17 protein-coding genes are annotated in these 17,375 nt (G+C 73.2%); 7 read left to right on the top strand and 10 right to left on the bottom strand.

The features are described from left to right. Nucleotides 1–4: 4 nt before the first annotated feature. The gene (gene deoC, locus NX794_RS26165) at nucleotides 5–964 is read right to left on the bottom strand and encodes a deoxyribose-phosphate aldolase (RefSeq protein ID WP_258781573.1); all 960 of its coding nucleotides are present in this window, start codon (nucleotides 962–964) and stop codon (nucleotides 5–7) included. 132 nt (nucleotides 965–1,096) lie between these two features. Here deoC and NX794_RS26160 point away from each other — a divergent pair, with 132 nt between their 5' ends. After that, nucleotides 1,097–1,798, top strand: a complete 702-nt coding sequence (locus NX794_RS26160) for a PH domain-containing protein (protein ID WP_258781448.1) — start codon at nucleotides 1,097–1,099, stop codon at nucleotides 1,796–1,798. Nucleotides 1,799–1,873: 75 nt separating this feature from the next. Here the strand turns inward: NX794_RS26160 and NX794_RS26155 are convergent, their stop codons facing one another. The 3 genes from NX794_RS26155 to NX794_RS26145 all read right to left on the bottom strand — a co-directional run bounded on the left by NX794_RS26155 (nucleotide 1,874) and on the right by NX794_RS26145 (nucleotide 4,946). Further along, nucleotides 1,874–3,502, bottom strand: a complete 1,629-nt coding sequence (locus tag NX794_RS26155; RefSeq protein ID WP_258781447.1) for a phospho-sugar mutase — start codon at nucleotides 3,500–3,502, stop codon at nucleotides 1,874–1,876. 81 nt (nucleotides 3,503–3,583) lie between these two features. Beyond that, nucleotides 3,584–4,408: a purine-nucleoside phosphorylase gene (locus NX794_RS26150; protein ID WP_258781446.1), complete on the bottom strand. Its 825-nt coding sequence runs from the start codon at nucleotides 4,406–4,408 to the stop codon at nucleotides 3,584–3,586. Nucleotides 4,409–4,508: 100 nt separating this feature from the next. Beyond that, entirely contained in the window at nucleotides 4,509–4,946 is a 438-nt protein-coding gene (locus tag NX794_RS26145) for a gamma-glutamylcyclotransferase family protein (protein ID WP_258781445.1), read from the bottom strand. Between the two features lie 96 nt (nucleotides 4,947–5,042). Here NX794_RS26145 and NX794_RS26140 point away from each other — a divergent pair, with 96 nt between their 5' ends. Together NX794_RS26140 and NX794_RS26135 are read left to right on the top strand one after the other, a co-directional pair. Beyond that, nucleotides 5,043–6,491: an NAD(P)H-quinone dehydrogenase gene (locus NX794_RS26140; protein WP_258781444.1), complete on the top strand. Its 1,449-nt coding sequence runs from the start codon at nucleotides 5,043–5,045 to the stop codon at nucleotides 6,489–6,491. A gap of 165 nt (nucleotides 6,492–6,656) precedes the next feature. After that, nucleotides 6,657–7,574 carry a DeoR/GlpR family DNA-binding transcription regulator gene (locus NX794_RS26135; protein WP_258781443.1) on the top strand — a complete coding sequence of 306 codons (918 nt, stop codon included), beginning with the start codon at nucleotides 6,657–6,659 and terminating at the stop codon, nucleotides 7,572–7,574. A gap of 200 nt (nucleotides 7,575–7,774) precedes the next feature. On the opposite strand, the gene NX794_RS26130 is transcribed toward NX794_RS26135, so the two are convergent. After that, nucleotides 7,775–9,550: an acetyl/propionyl/methylcrotonyl-CoA carboxylase subunit alpha gene (locus tag NX794_RS26130; protein ID WP_258781442.1), complete on the bottom strand. Its 1,776-nt coding sequence runs from the start codon at nucleotides 9,548–9,550 to the stop codon at nucleotides 7,775–7,777. A 368-nt stretch (nucleotides 9,551–9,918) separates the two neighbouring features. Between NX794_RS26130 and NX794_RS26125 the strand changes: the two genes are divergently transcribed. Beyond that, nucleotides 9,919–10,494, top strand: a complete 576-nt coding sequence (locus tag NX794_RS26125) for a hypothetical protein (protein ID WP_258781441.1) — start codon at nucleotides 9,919–9,921, stop codon at nucleotides 10,492–10,494. Here the strand turns inward: NX794_RS26125 and NX794_RS26120 are convergent. The 4 genes from NX794_RS26120 to NX794_RS26105 form a co-directional block, all read right to left on the bottom strand. Further along, nucleotides 10,466–11,083 (bottom strand): Maf family protein, encoded by a 618-nt coding sequence (locus NX794_RS26120; protein WP_258781439.1) that lies wholly within the window; start codon nucleotides 11,081–11,083, stop codon nucleotides 10,466–10,468. The genes NX794_RS26125 and NX794_RS26120 overlap by 29 nt on opposite strands. A 52-nt stretch (nucleotides 11,084–11,135) precedes the next feature. After that, nucleotides 11,136–11,264 (bottom strand): morphogenic membrane protein MmpB, encoded by a 129-nt coding sequence (gene mmpB, locus NX794_RS26115; protein ID WP_258781438.1) that lies wholly within the window; start codon nucleotides 11,262–11,264, stop codon nucleotides 11,136–11,138. 109 nt (nucleotides 11,265–11,373) lie between these two features. Next, complete coding sequence (locus NX794_RS26110; RefSeq protein WP_258781437.1) at nucleotides 11,374–11,583, bottom strand: acyl-CoA carboxylase epsilon subunit; 210 nt, start codon at nucleotides 11,581–11,583, stop codon at nucleotides 11,374–11,376. A gap of 23 nt (nucleotides 11,584–11,606) precedes the next feature. Next, the gene (locus NX794_RS26105) at nucleotides 11,607–13,220 is read right to left on the bottom strand and encodes an acyl-CoA carboxylase subunit beta (protein ID WP_258781435.1); all 1,614 of its coding nucleotides are present in this window, start codon (nucleotides 13,218–13,220) and stop codon (nucleotides 11,607–11,609) included. A 110-nt stretch (nucleotides 13,221–13,330) separates the two neighbouring features. Here NX794_RS26105 and NX794_RS26100 point away from each other — a divergent pair, with 110 nt between their 5' ends. Both NX794_RS26100 and NX794_RS26095 read left to right on the top strand, forming a co-directional pair. Next, complete coding sequence (locus NX794_RS26100; RefSeq protein ID WP_258781434.1) at nucleotides 13,331–14,197, top strand: biotin--[acetyl-CoA-carboxylase] ligase; 867 nt, start codon at nucleotides 13,331–13,333, stop codon at nucleotides 14,195–14,197. 253 nt (nucleotides 14,198–14,450) lie between these two features. Next, nucleotides 14,451–15,590, top strand: coding sequence for an adenylate/guanylate cyclase domain-containing protein (locus NX794_RS26095; protein WP_258781433.1), 1,140 nt, complete (start codon nucleotides 14,451–14,453; stop codon nucleotides 15,588–15,590). Nucleotides 15,591–15,606: 16 nt separating this feature from the next. Here the strand turns inward: NX794_RS26095 and NX794_RS26090 are convergent, their stop codons facing one another. Beyond that, entirely contained in the window at nucleotides 15,607–16,197 is a 591-nt protein-coding gene (locus tag NX794_RS26090) for a hypothetical protein (RefSeq protein WP_258781432.1), read from the bottom strand. 174 nt (nucleotides 16,198–16,371) lie between these two features. Here NX794_RS26090 and NX794_RS26085 point away from each other — a divergent pair, with 174 nt between their 5' ends. Next, nucleotides 16,372–17,166, top strand: a complete 795-nt coding sequence (locus NX794_RS26085; RefSeq protein ID WP_258781431.1) for an enoyl-CoA hydratase/isomerase family protein — start codon at nucleotides 16,372–16,374, stop codon at nucleotides 17,164–17,166. The last annotated feature ends 209 nt before the right edge of the window (nucleotides 17,167–17,375 follow it).

Here is a 17,375-nt window from a genome sequence, read left to right as displayed (position 1 = left end):
GTGATCAGTCCACCGTCACGTAGTCGGGGCCGGAGTAGCGGCCGGTGGCCAGCTTCTGGCGCTGCATCAGCAGGTCGTTGAGGAGCGAGGAGGCGCCGAAGCGGAACCAGTGGTTGTCCAGCCAGTCCGCGCCCGCCGTCTCGTTCACGAGCACCAGGAACTTGACGGCGTCCTTGGTGGTGCGGATGCCGCCGGCGGGCTTCACGCCGACCTGGACGCCGGTCTGGGCGCGGAAGTCGCGCACCGCCTCCAGCATCAGCAGGGTGTTGGCGGGGGTCGCGTTGACGGCGACCTTGCCGGTGGAGGTCTTGATGAAGTCGGCGCCGGCCAGCATGCCGAGCCAGGAGGCGCGGCGGATGTTGTCGTACGTCGACAGCTCGCCGGTCTCGAAGATGACCTTCAGCCGGGCACTGGTCCCGCAGGCCTCCTTCACGGCGGTGATCTCGTCGTACACCTTCAGATACCCGCCGGCCAGGAACGCGCCCCGGTCGATGACCATGTCGATCTCGTCGGCGCCCGCTGCGACGGCCTCGCGCACGTCGGCCAGCTTCACGTCGAGCGCGGCGCGGCCGGCCGGGAAGGCGGTGGCGACCGAGGCGACCTTGACGCCGGAGCCGGCGACGGCCTCCTTGGCGACGGCCACCATGTCGGGGTAGACGCAGACCGCGGCCGTGGTCGGGGCCGTGCGGTCCGTGGGGTCGGGGTGGACCGCCTTGGCGCCGAGCGCCCGGACCTTGCCCGGGGTGTCCGCGCCTTCCAGCGTCGTCAGGTCGACCATCGAGATGGCGAGGTCGATGGCGTACGCCTTCGCGGTGGTCTTGATGGAACGGGTGCCGAGAGCCGCGGCGCGCGCCTCCAGGCCGACCGCGTCGACGCCGGGCAGCCCGTGCAGGAAGCGGCGCAGCGTGCTGTCGGACGCGGTGACGTCGACGAGAGCCTGAGCTGTGGGAGCAGTGGTGGGCATGGTCACCAGACGAGCATATCTACGCGCGTAGCGGCTGTACACCCCCGGCTTCTTGATCGAAGCGCGGGCACCGTGCCGGGCGCCGCCGGGCGGGTCGGCCGGGTGCCGGGGGCATGCGGCAGAATCGGGGCCATGACCACCCCGGACGACCAGTCCCCCACGCCCCCGCCGCCGGCGCCCGTCGCCAAGGACCGCGTCTACCGCTCGCCCATGGGACTCGCGGGCGGTGTGCTGCTGCTCGTGATCGTCTGCTGGCTGGGCTTCGACGCGCTGTTCAAGGGCGAGGGCCGCACGCCCTGGCTGGCGCTCGCCGGCATGATCCTGGTGGTGCCGCTGGTGGCCGCCTTCACCCTGCGCCCGGCGGTCTTCGCCGGCCCCGACCGGCTGCGCGTCCGCAACCCCTTCCGGGTCGTCACCCTGCCCTGGGGCGAGGTGGCGGCCCTGCGTTCCGGCTTCTCCAACGAGGTCGTCGCCAAATCCGGCACCAAGTACCAGCTGTGGGCCGTCCCGGTCTCGCTGCGGGCCCGCAAGCGCGCGGCGCGGCGGCAGGAGCGGGCGGCGGCGGAGGCGGCCCGGGGCCCCGCCGGGCGCATCGGTGCGGGCGGCCTCGGCTCCGGCGGACCCGGACTCGGCGGTTTCGGCCTGCGCGGCGCGGACACGGGCCCGACCCGGGCGGAGACCGACAAGGTCATGGACGACCTGCGCGACCTGCTGGAGACCCGCGGCCAGGCGAACACGGCCCAGGGCGAGCCGACGGTCCGCTGGGCCTACGAGATCATGGCGCCGGCGGTGGCGGGGGCGGTGCTGCTGGCGATTCTGCTGGCGGTGGGGTGAGGTTCCGGCCCCCGGCCTCAGGGGCGGCTCACCGGGCTCGGTGTCCGGTGAGCCGCCCCTGTGCCGTCGGGCTGGTCAGATGCCGGCGGCTGCCGACAGGTCGTGCTTCACCGCCGTCAGGAGTTCGGTCGCGCGGGTGCGGGCGGCCGGCAGGTCGGCGTGGGTGGCGACCGGGACGACGACCTCCAGGTAGCACTTGAGCTTGGGCTCCGTGCCGCTCGGGCGGACGATGACGCGGGCGCCGTCGAGCGTGTAGCGCAGGCCGTCGGTCGGGGGCAGCGTGTCCGTGCCCTGGTTCAGGTCCTCGGCGCGGGTGACGGCGAGGCCCGCCAGCGCGGTCGGCGGCCGCTCGCGCAGGCGGCGCATCGCGTCGGCGATCACCGAGAGGTCCTGGACGCGGACCGAGAGCTGGTCGGTGGCGTGCAGACCGTGCTCCACGGCGAGGTCGTCGAGGAGGTCGAGGAGGGTACGGCCCTCCTCCTTCAGCACCGACGCCAGCTCGGTGATCAGCAGCGCGGCGGTGATGCCGTCCTTGTCGCGCACGCCCTCGGGGTCCACGCAGTAGCCGAGGGCCTCCTCGTAGCCGTAGCGCAGGCCGTCCACCCGGGCGATCCACTTGAAGCCGGTGAGCGTCTCCTCGTACGGCAGCCCCGCCTTCCCGGCGATCCGGCCGAGCAGGGAGGAGGAGACGATCGACTCCGCGAAGGTGCCCCGGGCGCCGCGGCGCACCAGGTGGGCGGCGAGCAGCGCGCCGACCTCGTCGCCGCGCAGCATCCGCCAGTCGGCGCCGTCCGGTACGGCCACGGCGCAGCGGTCGGCGTCGGGGTCGTTGGCGATGACCAGGTCCGGGTCGGTGGCGCGGGCCCGGGCGAAGGACAGGTCCATCGCGCCCGGCTCCTCCGGGTTCGGGAAGGCGACCGTCGGGAAGTCCGGGTCCGGCTCGGCCTGTTCGGCGACCAGGACCGGCTCCGGGAAGCCCGCCCGGGCGAACGCGGCCAGCAGGACGTCCTTGCCGACGCCGTGCATCGCCGTGTAGACGGTGCGGGCGGTGCGCGCGGAGTCCGGGGCGAGGACGGCGTCGGTACGGGCCAGATAGGCGTCCAGGACCGAGTCGTCCAGGATCTCCCAGCCGGCCTCCGGGCGCGGTACGTCGTGCAGCGAGGCGATCGCGTCGATCTCGGCGGCGATCTCCGCGTCGGCGGGCGGCACGATCTGGGAGCCGTCGCCGAGGTACACCTTGTAGCCGTTGTCCCGGGGCGGGTTGTGGCTGGCGGTGACCTCCACGCCCGCGACCGCGCCGAGGTGCCGGATGGCGAAGGCCAGGACCGGGGTGGGCAGCGGGCGGGGGAGTACGGCGGCACGCAGGCCGGCACCGGTCATCACGGCGGCGGTGTCGCGGGCGAAGTCGGCGGACTTGTGGCGGGCGTCGTAGCCGACGACGACCAGCTCACCGGCGTGGCCCCGCTTCTTCAGGTACGCGGCGAGACCGGCGGCGGCGCGGATGACGACGCCGCGGTTCATGCGCATCGGGCCCGCGCCCAGCTCGCCCCGCAGCCCGGCGGTGCCGAACTGGAGGGTGCCGGCGAAGCGGGCCGCCAGCTCCGCGGTGTCGCCGGCGTCGATCAGCTTGGCCAGCTCGTCGCGGGTCTCCGGGTCCGGGTCCTCCGCGAGCCACGCGCCGGCCCGGGCGATGAGATCGTGCACCTTGGGATCAACCTCTCCTGTGTCTGCTGCGTCTGCCTGGTCCCCCGGGGGTTCCCCCGACCCGGCCGGCCGGGGGTGGTGCTACAGCTTGCCCAGTACCTGGCCCAGCAGCTCGCCCATGCGGGCCGCCGAGTCGCGGCCGGCCTGGAGGACCTCCTCGTGGTTGAGGGGCTCGCCGGTCATGCCCGCGGCCAGGTTGGTGACCAGGGAGATGCCGAGGACCTCGGCGCCGGCCTCGCGGGCGGCGATGGCCTCCAGGACCGTGGACATGCCGACCAGGTCCGCGCCGATGACGCGGGCCATGCGGATCTCGGCCGGGGTCTCGTAGTGCGGGCCGGGGAACTGGGCGTAGACGCCCTCCTCCAGGGAGGGGTCGATCTCCTTGCACAGGGCGCGCAGGCGCGGCGAGTACAGGTCCGTCAGGTCGACGAAGTTGGCGCCGACGATCGGCGACGTCGCCGTCAGGTTGATGTGGTCGCTGATCAGCACCGGCTGGCCGGGGCGCATGCCCTCGCGCAGGCCGCCGCAGCCGTTGGTGAGCACGATGGTCTTGCAGCCGGCGGCGACGGCGGTGCGGACGCCGTGCGAGACGGCGGCGACGCCCCGGCCCTCGTAGTAGTGCGTGCGGCCGAGGAAGACCAGCGCGCGCTTGTCACCGAAGGTGTACGAGCGGATCTTGCCGCCGTGCCCCTCCACCGCCGGCGGCGGGAAGCCGGGCAGCTCGGTGACCGGGAACTCGGCGTCGGGAGCGCCCAGTGCGTCGACGGCCGGGGCCCAGCCGGAGCCCATCACGAGGGCGACGTCGTGGGTCTCGGCGCCGGTCAGCGCGCGCAGGCGCGCGGCGGCGGCGTCGGCGGCGGCGTAGGGGTCGCCCTGGATGTCGTCCGGAAGAAGAGATGCGTTCACGCCGACGAGGGTAGCCGGTGTTCGCCTACGCGCGTAGATGACAGACGTCACGGGAATGCGATCGTTGTCTTGTCGTTTCCGACAAGCTTCGGTCGACCCGCTAGCAGGGGCGCTTGCGCAGCTCCATCACGTAGTCGTGCGGCGCCCCCGCCGACTCCGCCGCGTCGGCGATCTCGCCCAGATAGCGCGCCGAGGGCAGCCCGCCCTCGTAGCCGTCCAGGACGTACGCCCAGGCCCGCTCCTCGCCGTCCAGGGTGTGCACCCGTACCCGCGCCCGCCGGTAGATGCCGAGGCCCACGCCCTCCCAGCGGTCGAGCGACTCCTCGTCCAGCGGCGCGAGGTCGTACAGGCCGACGAAGACCTGGGCCAGCGGGTCCTCCACGAGCGTCGCGAGCGCGCCCTCCCAGCCGAGCTGCTCCCCGCCGAAGGTCAGCCGCCAGCCGTTCAGCCAGCCCGTGGCGCGCAGCGGCGAGTGCGGGGCGCGGCGGGACATCAGCCGCGCGTCGAGGTTGCCGGCGTACGCGGCGTAGAGCGACATGGGACGAAGGGTACGGCAGCCCCCGCGCGCGTCACTTCCGTCCCGTCCGGCCCTTGTGCCGCCCCCGGGCAGTGGCACCTTGAAGCGTGCGGGACAATGGGGTACGTGACTCGGATCGTGATCATCGGTGGCGGACCCGGCGGATACGAGGCGGCCCTGGTGGCCGCCCAGCTCGGCGCGGAGGTGACCGTCGTCGACTGCGACGGTCTGGGCGGGGCGTCGGTGCTGACCGACTGCGTGCCGTCGAAGACCCTTATCGCCACGGCCGAGGTGATGACCACCTTCGACTCCTCCTACGAGGAGCTGGGGATCATCGTCGCCGACGACACCCCGCCGCTGGAGCAGGCCGCCCGGGTGGTCGGGGTGGACCTCGGCAAGGTCAACCGGCGGGTGAAGCGGCTCGCGCTCGCGCAGTCGCACGACATCACCGCCTCCGTGACGCGCGCCGGCGCCCGGGTCATGCGCGGGCGCGGCCGGCTGGACGGCATGCAGTCGCTGGACGGCTCCCGCAAGGTCGTCGTCACCGCCGCCGACGGCACCGAGGAGACCCTCACCGCCGACGCCGTGCTCCTCGCGACCGGCGGCCACCCGCGCGAGCTGCCCGACGCCCAGCCCGACGGCGAGCGCATCCTCAACTGGACCCAGGTCTACGACCTGACCGAGCTGCCGGACGAGCTGATCGTGGTCGGCTCCGGTGTCACCGGCGCCGAGTTCGCGGGTGCCTACCAGGCGCTCGGCTCCAAGGTCACCCTCGTCTCCTCCCGGGACCGGGTGCTGCCGGGCGAGGACCCGGACGCCGCCGCCGTGCTGGAGGACGTCTTCCGGCGCCGGGGCATGAACGTGATGGCCCGCTCCCGCGCGCAGTCCGCCAAACGCGTCGGCGACCAGGTCGAGGTCACCCTCGCCGACGGCCGGGTCATCTCCGGCAGCCACTGCCTGATGGCGGTCGGCGCCATCCCGAACAGCGCGGGGCTCGGCCTGGAGGAGGCCGGCGTCAAGGTGCGCGAGTCCGGTCACATCTGGACCGACAAGGTGTCCCGGACGACCGCTCCGGGTGTCTACGCGGCCGGAGACGTCACGGGTGTGTTCGCGCTCGCGTCCGTCGCCGCGATGCAGGGACGCATCGCCATGTACCACTTCCTGGGCGACGCGGTGGCCCCGCTGAACCTGAAGGCGGTCTCCTCGAACGTCTTCACCGACCCCGAGATCGCCACCGTCGGCTACACGCAGGCGGACGTGGACGCGGGCAAGATCGACGCCCGGGTCGTCAAGCTGCCGCTGCTGCGCAACCCGCGCGCCAAGATGCAGGGCATCCGGGACGGCTTCGTGAAGATCTTCAGCCGGCCCGGCACGGGCATCGTGGTCGGCGGTGTGGTCGTCGCGCCGCGCGCCTCGGAGCTGATCCACCCCATCTCGATCGCCGTCGACAACAACCTGACGGTCGAACAGATCGCGAACGCGTTCACGGTCTACCCCTCCCTTTCGGGGTCGATCGCGGAGGTCGCCCGGCAGCTGCACACCCGCAAGGCGGGTGCGGAGGCCTGAGGCGCCGGTGAACTTCCCGCTGGTCACGGGAAGTTGCCGGGCATGCGTCCGGCATAGTCGGGCCGGGCAGGGCTTATACCACTGCCCGACCGGCCATGCGAACAACTTCTGTTATTCGGCGCAAACTGCTGAAAGCAGACGGTCGCTGGGGTTACTGTCAGTTTCGTGTTCGCTGCTGAACGTCGCCAATTGATCCTCGAAATGGTGCGAGCGAACGGTGCCGTGTCGCTCCGTGAACTCGCCCGCGTCGTCCAGACCTCCGAAGTGACCGTACGGCGGGACGTGCGGGCGCTGGAGGCCGAAGGACTCCTCGACCGCCGGCATGGCGGTGCGGTACTGCCGGGCGGATTCACGCGAGAATCCGGCTTTTCGCAGAAATCCCATCTCGCGACCGCCGAGAAGACGGCCATCGCCGACCTCGCCGCGGGCCTCGTCGAAGAGGGCGAGGCCATCGTGGTGGGGGCGGGTACGACCACGCAGGAGCTGGCCCGCCGGCTCGCGCGGGTGCCCGGTCTGACGGTGGTCACCAACTCCCTCCTCGTCGCCCAGGCGCTGGCCCACGCCAACCGGGTCGAGGTCGTCATGACCGGGGGCACCCTGCGCGGGTCCAACTACGCCCTCGTCGGCTCCGGGGCCGAGCAGTCCCTCCAGGGGCTGCGGGTCTCCCGGGCGTTCCTGTCCGGGAGCGGGCTGACGGCCGAGCGGGGTCTGTCCACGTCCAACATGCTCTCGGCGTCGGTGGACCGGGCGCTCGTGCAGGCCGCCGGGGAGGTCGTGGTCCTCGCCGACCACACCAAGCTCGGTACGGACACCATGTTCCAGACCGTGCCGACCGACCTCATCACGCGGCTGGTCACCGACGAGCCTCCGGCCCACGACGACCGCGCGGGCACCGAGTTGCAGGCCCTCGCCGATCAGGGGGTGCAGATCGCCGTGACCGGGGCGAGCGGGAGCCAGGGGGGTGACCAAGGGCCTCCGGCACGGCGCGCTCCCCTGCCGGGGCCCAGGCGGGGGCATGTGCCTCTGCGGGAGCCCGCGGCGGCTTCCGAACGGGGGCGCGTCGCTGATTTGCGGCGCCGGTAGGGGGGCTTGGCTGTGCGTTGCCGGGGGCGGGTCGTGTCGGTGCGTCGCCCGGTGCGGGTGCGTTGTGGCTGATCGCGCAGTTCCCCGCGCCCCTGAGTTGGCTGTCCGTCGCGTCTGCCGAGAACTGGACGCCCGGCTGCTGAACAGCGCGACGCCCGACGGAAAGGATTCCGTCGGGCGTCGGCGTGTCGTGCTGTGGGTCAGTCCTTGATCTCGCAGATCGGGGCGCCCGAGGTGATGGAGGCCCCCACCTCGGCGGTGAGGCCCTTGATGGTGCCCGCCCGGTGGGCGTTGAGGGGCTGCTCCATCTTCATGGCCTCCAGGACGACGATCAGGTCGCCCTCCTGGACCTCCTGGCCCTCCTCGACCGCGATCTTGACGATCGTGCCCTGCATGGGCGAGGCGAGGGTGTCACCGGAGGCGACGGGGCCGGACTTCTTCGCCGCGCGACGCTTGGGCTTGGCGCCCGCCGCGAGACCCGTACGGGCCAGGGACATGCCCAGGGAGGCCGGCAGGGAGACCTCCAGGCGCTTGCCGCCCACCTCGACCACGACCGTCTCGCGCGGCCCGGCCTCCTCCTCCGCGTCGGCGTCGGCCGAGGCGGTGAAGGGCTTGATCTCGTTGACGAACTCGGTCTCGATCCACCGGGTGTGGACCGTGAACGGGTCGGCGGAACCGGTCAGCTCGGGGGCGAACGCCGGGTCCCGGACCACCACGCGGTGGAACGGGACGGCCGTGGCCATGCCGTCCACCTGGAACTCGTCCAGCGCGCGGGCGGCCCGCTCCAGGGCCTCCTTGCGGGTGCGGCCGGTCACGACCAGCTTGGCGAGCAGCGAGTCCCACGCCGGGCCGATGACCGAGCCGGCCTCCACGCCCGCGTCCAGCCGGACACCGGGCCCGGTCGGCGCGTCGAACCGGGTGACCGTGCCGGGCGCCGGGAGGAAGCCCCGGCCCGGGTCCTCACCGTTGATCCGGAACTCGAACGAGTGGCCGCGCAGCTCCGGGTCGCCGTACCCCAGCTCCTCGCCGTCGGCGATGCGGAACATCTCGCGGACCAGGTCGACGCCGGCGACCTCCTCGGTCACCGGGTGCTCCACCTGGAGCCGCGTGTTGACCTCCAGGAAGGAGATCGTGCCGTCCTGGCCGACCAGGAACTCACAGGTGCCCGCGCCCTCGTAGCGGGCCTCCTTGAGGATGGCCTTCGAGGCCCGGTACAGCTCGGCGACCTGCGCCTCGGAGAGGAACGGCGCCGGGGCCTCCTCGACCAGCTTCTGGTGGCGGCGCTGGAGGGAGCAGTCACGGGTGGAGACGACGACCACGTTGCCGTGCTTGTCGGCCAGGCACTGGGTCTCGACGTGCCGCGGGCGGTCCAGATAGCGCTCCACGAAGCACTCGCCGCGGCCGAAGGCGGCGACGGCCTCACGGACGGCCGAGTCGTACAGCTCGGGGACCTCTTCGAGGGTGCGGGCGACCTTCAGGCCACGCCCGCCGCCACCGAAGGCGGCCTTGATGGCGATCGGCAGGCCGTGCTCCTCGGCGAAGGCCACGACCTCGTCCGCGCCCGACACCGGGTCGGGCGTGCCGGCCACCAGCGGGGCGCCGGCGCGCTGGGCGATGTGCCGGGCGGCGACCTTGTCACCCAGGTCGCGGATGGCCTGCGGCGGCGGGCCGATCCAGTTCAGGCCCGCGTCCAGGACCGCCTGGGCGAAGTCGGCGTTCTCCGACAGGAAGCCGTAGCCCGGGTGGATGGCGTCGGCGCCGGACTCGCGCGCGGCGTTGAGGATCTTGTCGATGACCAGGTAGCTGGTCGCCGGAGTGTCACCGCCCAGGGCGAACGCCTCATCCGCGGCGCGGACATGCAGAGCGTCCCGGTCCGGGTCGGCGTAGACGGCCACGCTCGCGATCCCGGCGTCCCGACAGGCTCGGGCCACGCGGACAGCGATTTCGCCACGGTTGGCGATGAGCACCTTGCGCACGATTGAGGCTCCCTCCTTGAAACAAGCCGAGTTTAGGGACTGCCGACACGGCACTACGACCCGTCCCCAATGGTGAGCTTGCCCACACGGAGCGTGATTCGAGGCCCGCTCGACCGGCGAAATCCCAAGTCGTACCCCGGTACGCAGGACTTCCCCCGGAAAACCCTAGTCCCCCATGTGGCCAAGGTCTCTGTGGCGGGGTGCTGCGCCCCACTCTGTTTCTTTGTCGAGTCCCTACGAATGGCCCAATGATTCTTTGCCGCGGCGCGAACCCTTGTCCCCCGGTTTACCCGTTAGTAGCGTTCGCGGTGGCTCGAACGTACCTGGGGTAACAGACAGCTGAGCGACCGGAGAGTGGGTGGGGACCGGTGGTACGCAGACCGGTGGCGTGGATCGTGGCGGTGGTCCTGCTCGCCGAGGCGTGCGGCATCGCGGCCGTCAACTGGCTCCTCGGCACGGTCGTCGACCGGCAGCGGATGTCCCTGGCCGGCCTCGATTCCGGGGTGATGGCCACGTCCACGAAGGTCGCCGGGGTGGTTTTCGGCCTCTACTTCGCCCTGTGCGCGCTGGTCGCCCTGCTGGTCGCGGTCCGCGACCGCGCCCCGGCCGGCTTCGGCCGCATCCTGCTGATCAGCGCCGCCGTCGTCCACGGCCTGCTGGGCGCGTTCGCCTGGGGTCTGGTCGGCCCGGGGGCGTTCGTCTTCATGGTCGTGGTGCTCGGGCTGATCGTGCTGCTCCTGATGACGTACGACCGCTCGGCCGGCCCGGAGCGGCGGGCGCCGGGCGGCGACGACGGCACGGGCGGTGACCCGTTGGCCAAGGACGCCACCGCCGGGTCCGCCGACGACACCACCCGGCACCTGCCCGAACAGCGGTACGGGGACGACGAGCCGCGGGACGCCGTCCCCGGCCGGGTCACTCCGCCGGCGCCCACAACTCCGTGATGCCCACGCCCAGCTCGGCGAGGAGTCTGCGCACCAGCGGCAGGCTGATGCCGATCACGTTGCCGTGGTCGCCGTCGATGCCCTCGATGAACGGCGCCGACCTGCCGTCCAGCGTGAACGCCCCGGCGACGTGCAGCGGCTCGCCCGAGGCCACGTAGGCGGCGACCTCCGCGTCACTGGGCTCGCCGAACCGGACGACGGTGGAGGCGGTCGCCGAGACGTACCGCTTCGCCTCCGTGTCCCACACGCAGTGCCCCGTCTGGAGCACCCCGGCCCGCCCGCGCATCGCCTTCCAGCGGGCGGTGGCCTCCGCGGCGTCGGCGGGCTTGCCGAGCGCCCGGCCGTCCAGCTCCAGCACCGAGTCGCAGCCGATCACCAGGGCGCCCCGCACCTCGGGCAGCGCGGCCACCACCGAGGCCTTCGCCTCGGCCAGCGCGAGCGCCAGCTCGGCCGGGGTGGGGGCGGTGACGGCGTCCTCGTCCACCCCGCTCACGATCACCTCGGGAGCGAGGCCGGCCTGCCGGAGCAGCCCGAGCCGGGCGGGGGACTGGGAGGCGAGCACGAGTCGCCTGCGGCGCGTTGCGGTCATGCGGTCAGGTTAGTCAGGCGGGGCCGCCGCGCTCACCCCAGGCCGAGCACGATCACCGCAGACCGATCACGATCATCGCGACGACCATGGCCAGGGCCATGAAAAGGCCGAGCCGCCGAAGCATCTCCTGCATGTCGCGCAGTTCCTTCGGCGGCTCGTTCTCCGGGTCCGACCACAGCATGCCACTAGCGTGGGGCTTGGCGGGCTACGGCGCCTGAGTAGCGGTACTTAAATCGCGCCCTGTGCTGTGGTGCTGTGCGCGGTTCCCCGCGCCCCTGGGGTGGCTGCTCCTAGCTCGGCCAATAAGTTCGGGTCCAGGAGGCCGGGCCCGGGGGTGGGACGCGGTGGGTCGCGATGCGGGACGGGTCGGACCACGCGGCGGCGGGGGTGTCCGGGCCGGCGGGCTCCGCTGCCGTGGCGGCGGCCCGGGCGCGGACCACCGCGAGGGCGGCGGCCAGTTCCTCCGGGGTCGGGTTGCCTCGTACGACCTTGATCGTCATGTCGGCTCCAGGGGGTCGGCGGACTACAGGGGGATGTTGCCGTGCTTCTTCGGGGGCAGGGATTCCCGCTTGGTACGCAGCTGACGCAGGCCGCGGACGATGTGGGCGCGGGTGTCGGAGGGCATGATCACGGCGTCGACGTAGCCGCGCTCGGCCGCGACGTAGGGGTTGAGGAGGGTGTCCTCGTACTCCTGGATCAGGCGGGCGCGCACCGCTTCCACGTCCTCGCCGCTCGCCGCCGCCTCGGCGATGGTGCGCCGGTGCAGGATGTTGACCGCGCCCTGGGCGCCCATGACGGCGATCTGGGCGGTCGGCCAGGCGAGGTTGAGGTCGGCGCCCAGGTGCTTGGAGCCCATGACGTCGTAGGCACCGCCGAAGGCCTTGCGGGTGATCACGGTGATCAGCGGGACGGTGGCCTCCGCGTAGGCGTAGATCAGCTTGGCGCCGCGCCGGATGATGCCCTCGTGCTCCTGGCCCACGCCGGGCAGGAAGCCGGGCACGTCCACGAAGGTCAGCACCGGCACATTGAAGGCGTCGCAGGTCCGCACGAAGCGGGCCGCCTTCTCGGAGGCGTCGATGTCGAGGCAGCCGGCGAACTGCATCGGCTGGTTGGCGACCACGCCGACCGGGCGGCCCTCCACGCGGCCGAAGCCGGTGACCATGTTGGGCGCGAACAGCGCCTGCGTCTCGAAGAACTCGGCGTCGTCCACGACGTGTTCGACCACCGTGCGGATGTCGTACGGCTGGTTGGCGCTGTCCGGCACCAGCGTGTCCAGCTCGCGGTCCTCGTCCGTGACGGCGAGGTCGGACTCCTCCGCGAAGACCGGGGGCTCGGAGAGGTTGTTGGACGGCAGGTACGACAGCAGCTGCTTGATGTACTCGATGGCGTCCTTCTCGTCCCCGGCCATGTGGTGGGCCACACCGGAGACGGCGTTGTGGGTGCGGGCGCCGCCCAGCTCCTCGAAGCCGACGTCCTCGCCGGTGACCGTCTTGATGACGTCGGGTCCGGTGATGAACATGTGCGAGGTCTGGTCGACCATGACCGTGAAGTCGGTGATGGCCGGCGAGTACACCGCGCCGCCCGCGCAGGGGCCGACGACCAGCGAGATCTGCGGGATGACCCCGGAGGCGTGGGTGTTGCGGCGGAAGATCTCGCCGTACGCGCCGAGCGAGGCCACGCCCTCCTGGATGCGGGCGCCGCCGGAGTCGTTGATGCCGATGACCGGGCAGCCGGTCTTCAGCGCGAAGTCCATGACCTTGACGATCTTCTGGCCGTAGACCTCGCCGAGGGCGCCGCCGAAGACGGTGAAGTCCTGCGAGAAGACGGCGACCGGACGGCCGTCCACGGTGCCGTAGCCGGTGACGACACCGTCGCCGTACGGCCGGTTGTGCTCCAGGCCGAAGTTGGTGGAGCGGTGCCGGGCGAACTCGTCCAGCTCGACGAACGAGTCCTCGTCCAGGAGGAGTTCGACGCGCTCACGGGCCGTCAGCTTGCCCTTCGCGTGCTGCTTCTCGACGGCACGTTCCGAGCCGGCGTGCGTCGCTTCGTGGATGCGACGCTGGAGATCCGCGAGCTTGCCCGCGGTCGTGTGAATGTCGATCCCTTGGATCTCGTGACGCTCTTCCGGCTCGGACATCGGGATACGGCTCCCTGCCTGCTCAAAAGGGGGGACGGTTACTCATCCGTAGCGTAGTGGTGGGCCTACCGATCAGCACTGCGTCGTTTACCACACCTAGGGTGGCTTGCATGACGCCCCGAGATGCAGCAGACGACAACGGCAGCCGCTGGTCCGACCTCGACCGCCCGCCCCTCAGCGCGGCCGCGCTGCGACGGGGCCTGGTGCGCGAGGGCGGCCTGTGGTCGTCCCTCGACGTCGTCCGGAGCACCGGGTCCACCAACGACGACCTGGTCGCGCTCGCGGCGGCCGGCAAGGCGGCGGAGGGCGCGGTGCTCGTCGCGGAGGAGCAGACGGCGGGGCGCGGCCGGCTGGACCGCCGCTGGACGGCGCCGCCGCGCTCGGGCCTGTTCTTCTCGGTCCTGCTGGACCCGGCCGAGGTACCGGTCGCCCGCTGGGGGTGGCTGCCGCTGCTGACCGGCGTGGCGGTGGCGACGGGGCTGTCCCGGGCGGCCGGTGTCGACACGGCGCTGAAGTGGCCGAACGACCTGCTGGTGACGGTGGACGGCGCGGAGCGCAAGGCGGGCGGGATCCTCGCGGAGCGGGCCGGTGACGACGGTGTCGTCATCGGCGTCGGCGTCAACGTCACGCTGCGGGCGCCGGAGCTGCCGGTGCCCCAGGCGGGCTCGCTGGCCCTGGCCGGGGCGCAGGGCACGGACCGGGACCCGCTGCTGCGGGCCGTACTGCGCTCGCTGGAGGACTGGTACGGCCGCTGGCGTTCGGCCGGCGGCGACCCGGTGACCAGCGGCCTCCAGGACACCTACGCGGCCGGCTGCGCGACGCTGGGCCGGACCGTGCGCGCGGAACTGCCGGGCGACCGGTCGGTGGTCGGGGAGGCGGTGGCCCTGGACGGCGACGGCCGGCTGATCCTCGCCACGGCGCAGGGTGTGCAGGAGCCGGTGGGGGCGGGGGACATCGTGCATCTGCGGCCGGCGTAGGGGGCCGTCGGCGCTGGGGCCGGTGTCGCGGGCCGTCGACGCGGAGACCGGCGTCGCGGGCCGTCGGTGCCGAGGCCGCGCGGGGAGCCCGGCGAGCGGCCACGATGGTGGGGTGGGCGTGGACGGGACCCTCGGCATCGGCCCCGGACAGCGGCCCCCGGCCCCGGTCAACCCGGCGGAGTGAGCTGGCGCACACCTGCCGTAGAGTTGAGGCCGGTCGATACGACCGCGGCAGATCGGAAGGGCAGCAGGCGTGACCGTCGACGACACGGGCTCCGGCGCGGACGCGGACGGCCGGGTGGACCCTCTGCTGGAGCAGGGGGACGACCAAGCCGCCGACACCGGCGAGGACCCGCTGGCCCTGCGGCTCGAACAGCTCATCCTGGGCGCCGAGCGCCGCTACACCCCCTTCCAGGCCGCCCGCAGCGCCGGTGTCTCCATGGAGCTGGCCTCCCGTTTCTGGCGGGCGATGGGCTTCGCCGACATCGGCCAGGCCAAGGCCCTCACCGAGGCCGACGTACTCGCCCTGCGCCGCCTCGCCGGTCTCGTGGAGGCGGGGCTGCTGAGCGAGGCCATGGCGGTGCAGGTGGCCCGCTCCACGGGGCAGACCACCGCCCGGTTGGCCGAGTGGCAGATGGATTCCTTCCTGGAGGGCCTGACCGAGCCCCCGGAGCCGGGCATGACCCGCACCGAGGTGACGTACCCGATCGTCGAACTCCTCCTGCCCGAGCTGGAGGAGTTCCTGGTCTACGTCTGGCGCCGGCAGCTCGCCGCCTCCGCGGGCCGGGTCGTGCAGTCGGCCGACGACGAGGAGATGGTCGACCGGCGGCTCGCCGTCGGCTTCGCCGACCTGGTCGGCTTCACCCGGCTGACCCGCCGTATGGAGGAGGAGGAACTCGGCGAGCTGGTCGAGGCCTTCGAGACCACCGCCGCCGACCTGGTGGCCGCCCGCGGCGGCCGGCTCATCAAGACCCTCGGCGACGAGGTGCTCTACGCGGCGGACGACGCCGGCATCGCCGCCGACATCGCCCTGCGCCTGGTCGAGACGCTGGCCAACGACGAGACCATGCCCGAGCTGCGCGTCGGCATGGCCTTCGGCACGGTCACGACCCGGATGGGCGACGTGTTCGGCACGACCGTGAACCTCGCCTCCCGGCTGACCTCCATAGCGCCCCGCGACTCCGTGCTGGTGGACAGCGCCTTCGCGGAGGAGCTGATCCGCAGCGGTGAGGCGCCCGCCTCGGAGGCGGAGGCGGCGGAGGCCGCCGCGGCGGCCGAGAAGGAGGGCGAGGAGCCCCCGACATACCGCTTCGGGCTCCAGCCGATGTGGCAGCGCCCGGTGCGCGGCCTCGGCGTGGTCGAGCCGTGGCTGCTGGCTCGCCGGGACGGCTAGCCGCCCTGTCCCGGCCCTAGTGGATGTCGACGCACAGGCCGATCACCGGAACGCACACCCCACCCTGACCACCCTGACCGGCCGTCGGGGTCGAGGCCGGCGTTGTCCCGGACGCAGGCGCGGACGGAGCCGGGCGCGGGGCGGACGTCGTCGCGGAGGGTTCCGGGCTGGGGGCGCGGTGGGTCGCGGGGGTGCCGGTCGGTACGGGCGTCGCTACGGCGGTGCCGCCGGACGGCGCCGACGCGGTCCCCGGGGTGGCGGAAGCCGTGGTGGCGGTCGGGGCGGGGCTCCGGCCGCCCATCGCGGAGGTGGCCGAGGGCAGCGCGGCCGGGCCGGTGCCGGCGGTCGCGGCGGCGCGAGCCGAGCGGTGCGCGGTGCCGGCGGCGTCCGGGGCGGGCCGGGGTTCGGCCTCGGCCGTGCCGGGGGTGCCGACGCCCGACTCCGTGGCGACCCGGACCAGGGTCAGGGCACCGGCGGCCAGGGCCAGACCACCGGCGGCGAGCAGCACCTTGCGGGGGCGGGGCCTGCGATGACGCCCACGGCGCGGCCGGAACCCGGCGCGCCCTCCCGTCTCCGTGCGGGACCGCGCGCGTATCGGTGGTGTCATCGGTTCCCTCCCCGCCGTGGCGGAGCGCACGCTATGCGCTCGGGTGGGCGGTGTGGGCCGAGACGGCCGGGTTGTCACTCGAACGGGCGTAGCGCCGGCGGGCTTCACGGGGATCGGGTACGGCTGCGATGATCGGGCCGACAGTGAGTTAACCCGCGTTAACCGGAGGGTGTCATGGGTGAGGAGCGGTTCGGGGAGTTCGTGCTGGTACGGCGGCACGGGCACGTGGCGGAGCTGGTGCTGGACCGGCCCAAGGCCATGAACGCCGTCTCGACCGGGATGGCCCGCTCGATCGCCGGGGCCTGCGCCGCGCTGGGGGCGGACCGGGAGGTGCGGGTGGTCGTGCTGACCTCGTCGCATGAACGGGCGTTCTGCGTCGGGGCGGACCTGAAGGAGCGGAACTCCTTCACGGACGCGGACCTGGTCCGGCAGCGGCCGGTGGCGCGGGGCGCGTACACCGGGGTGCTGGAGCTGCCGGTGCCGACGATCGCGGCGGTGCACGGGTTCGCGCTGGGCGGCGGGTTCGAGCTGGCCCTGTCCTGCGACCTGATCGTCGCCGACGGCACGGCCGTGGTGGGGCTGCCGGAGGTGTCGGTCGGGGTGATCCCGGGCGGTGGCGGCACGCAGTTGCTGCCGCGCCGGGTGGGTGCGGCGCGCGCGGCGGAGCTGATCTTCTCGGCCCGCCGGGTGGAGGCGGCGGAGGCGGCGGCACTGGGCCTGGTGGACCAGCTGGTGGACGAGGGCCGGGATCGCGAGGAGGCCCTCTCCCTCGCCTCCCGCGTCGCCGCGAACTCGCCCATCGGCCTCCGCGCCGCCAAACGGGCCCTCCGCCTGGGCCACGGCCTCGACCTGCGCGCAGGCCTGGAGGTGGAGGACGCGGCCTGGCGCTCGGTCGCCTTCTCCGCCGACCGAGCCGAGGGAGTGGCGGCCTTCAACGAGAAGCGCACCCCCGAGTGGCCCGGCGAGTAACCGAGCCAGGGGCCAACGGCACCGGCACCCCCCTCAGGGGCGCGGGGAACCGCGCGACCGACCACGACGGACCGGCACCCGCCCCACGAACCGCAACGCCCCGGCAAGCAGCGCCCGGCCCCCCGAAGCCGACGCCGACCGCAGTCCCCTGGGGGCGCGGGGAACGGCGCGACCAGCCACGACGCACCCGCACCCGCCCCCCGGCCCCC

The organism is Streptomyces pyxinicus (assembly GCF_024753135.1).
Lineage (GTDB): Bacteria > Actinomycetota > Actinomycetes > Streptomycetales > Streptomycetaceae > Streptomyces > Streptomyces pyxinicus.
This window is presented reverse-complemented; position numbering and strand designations above follow the sequence as displayed.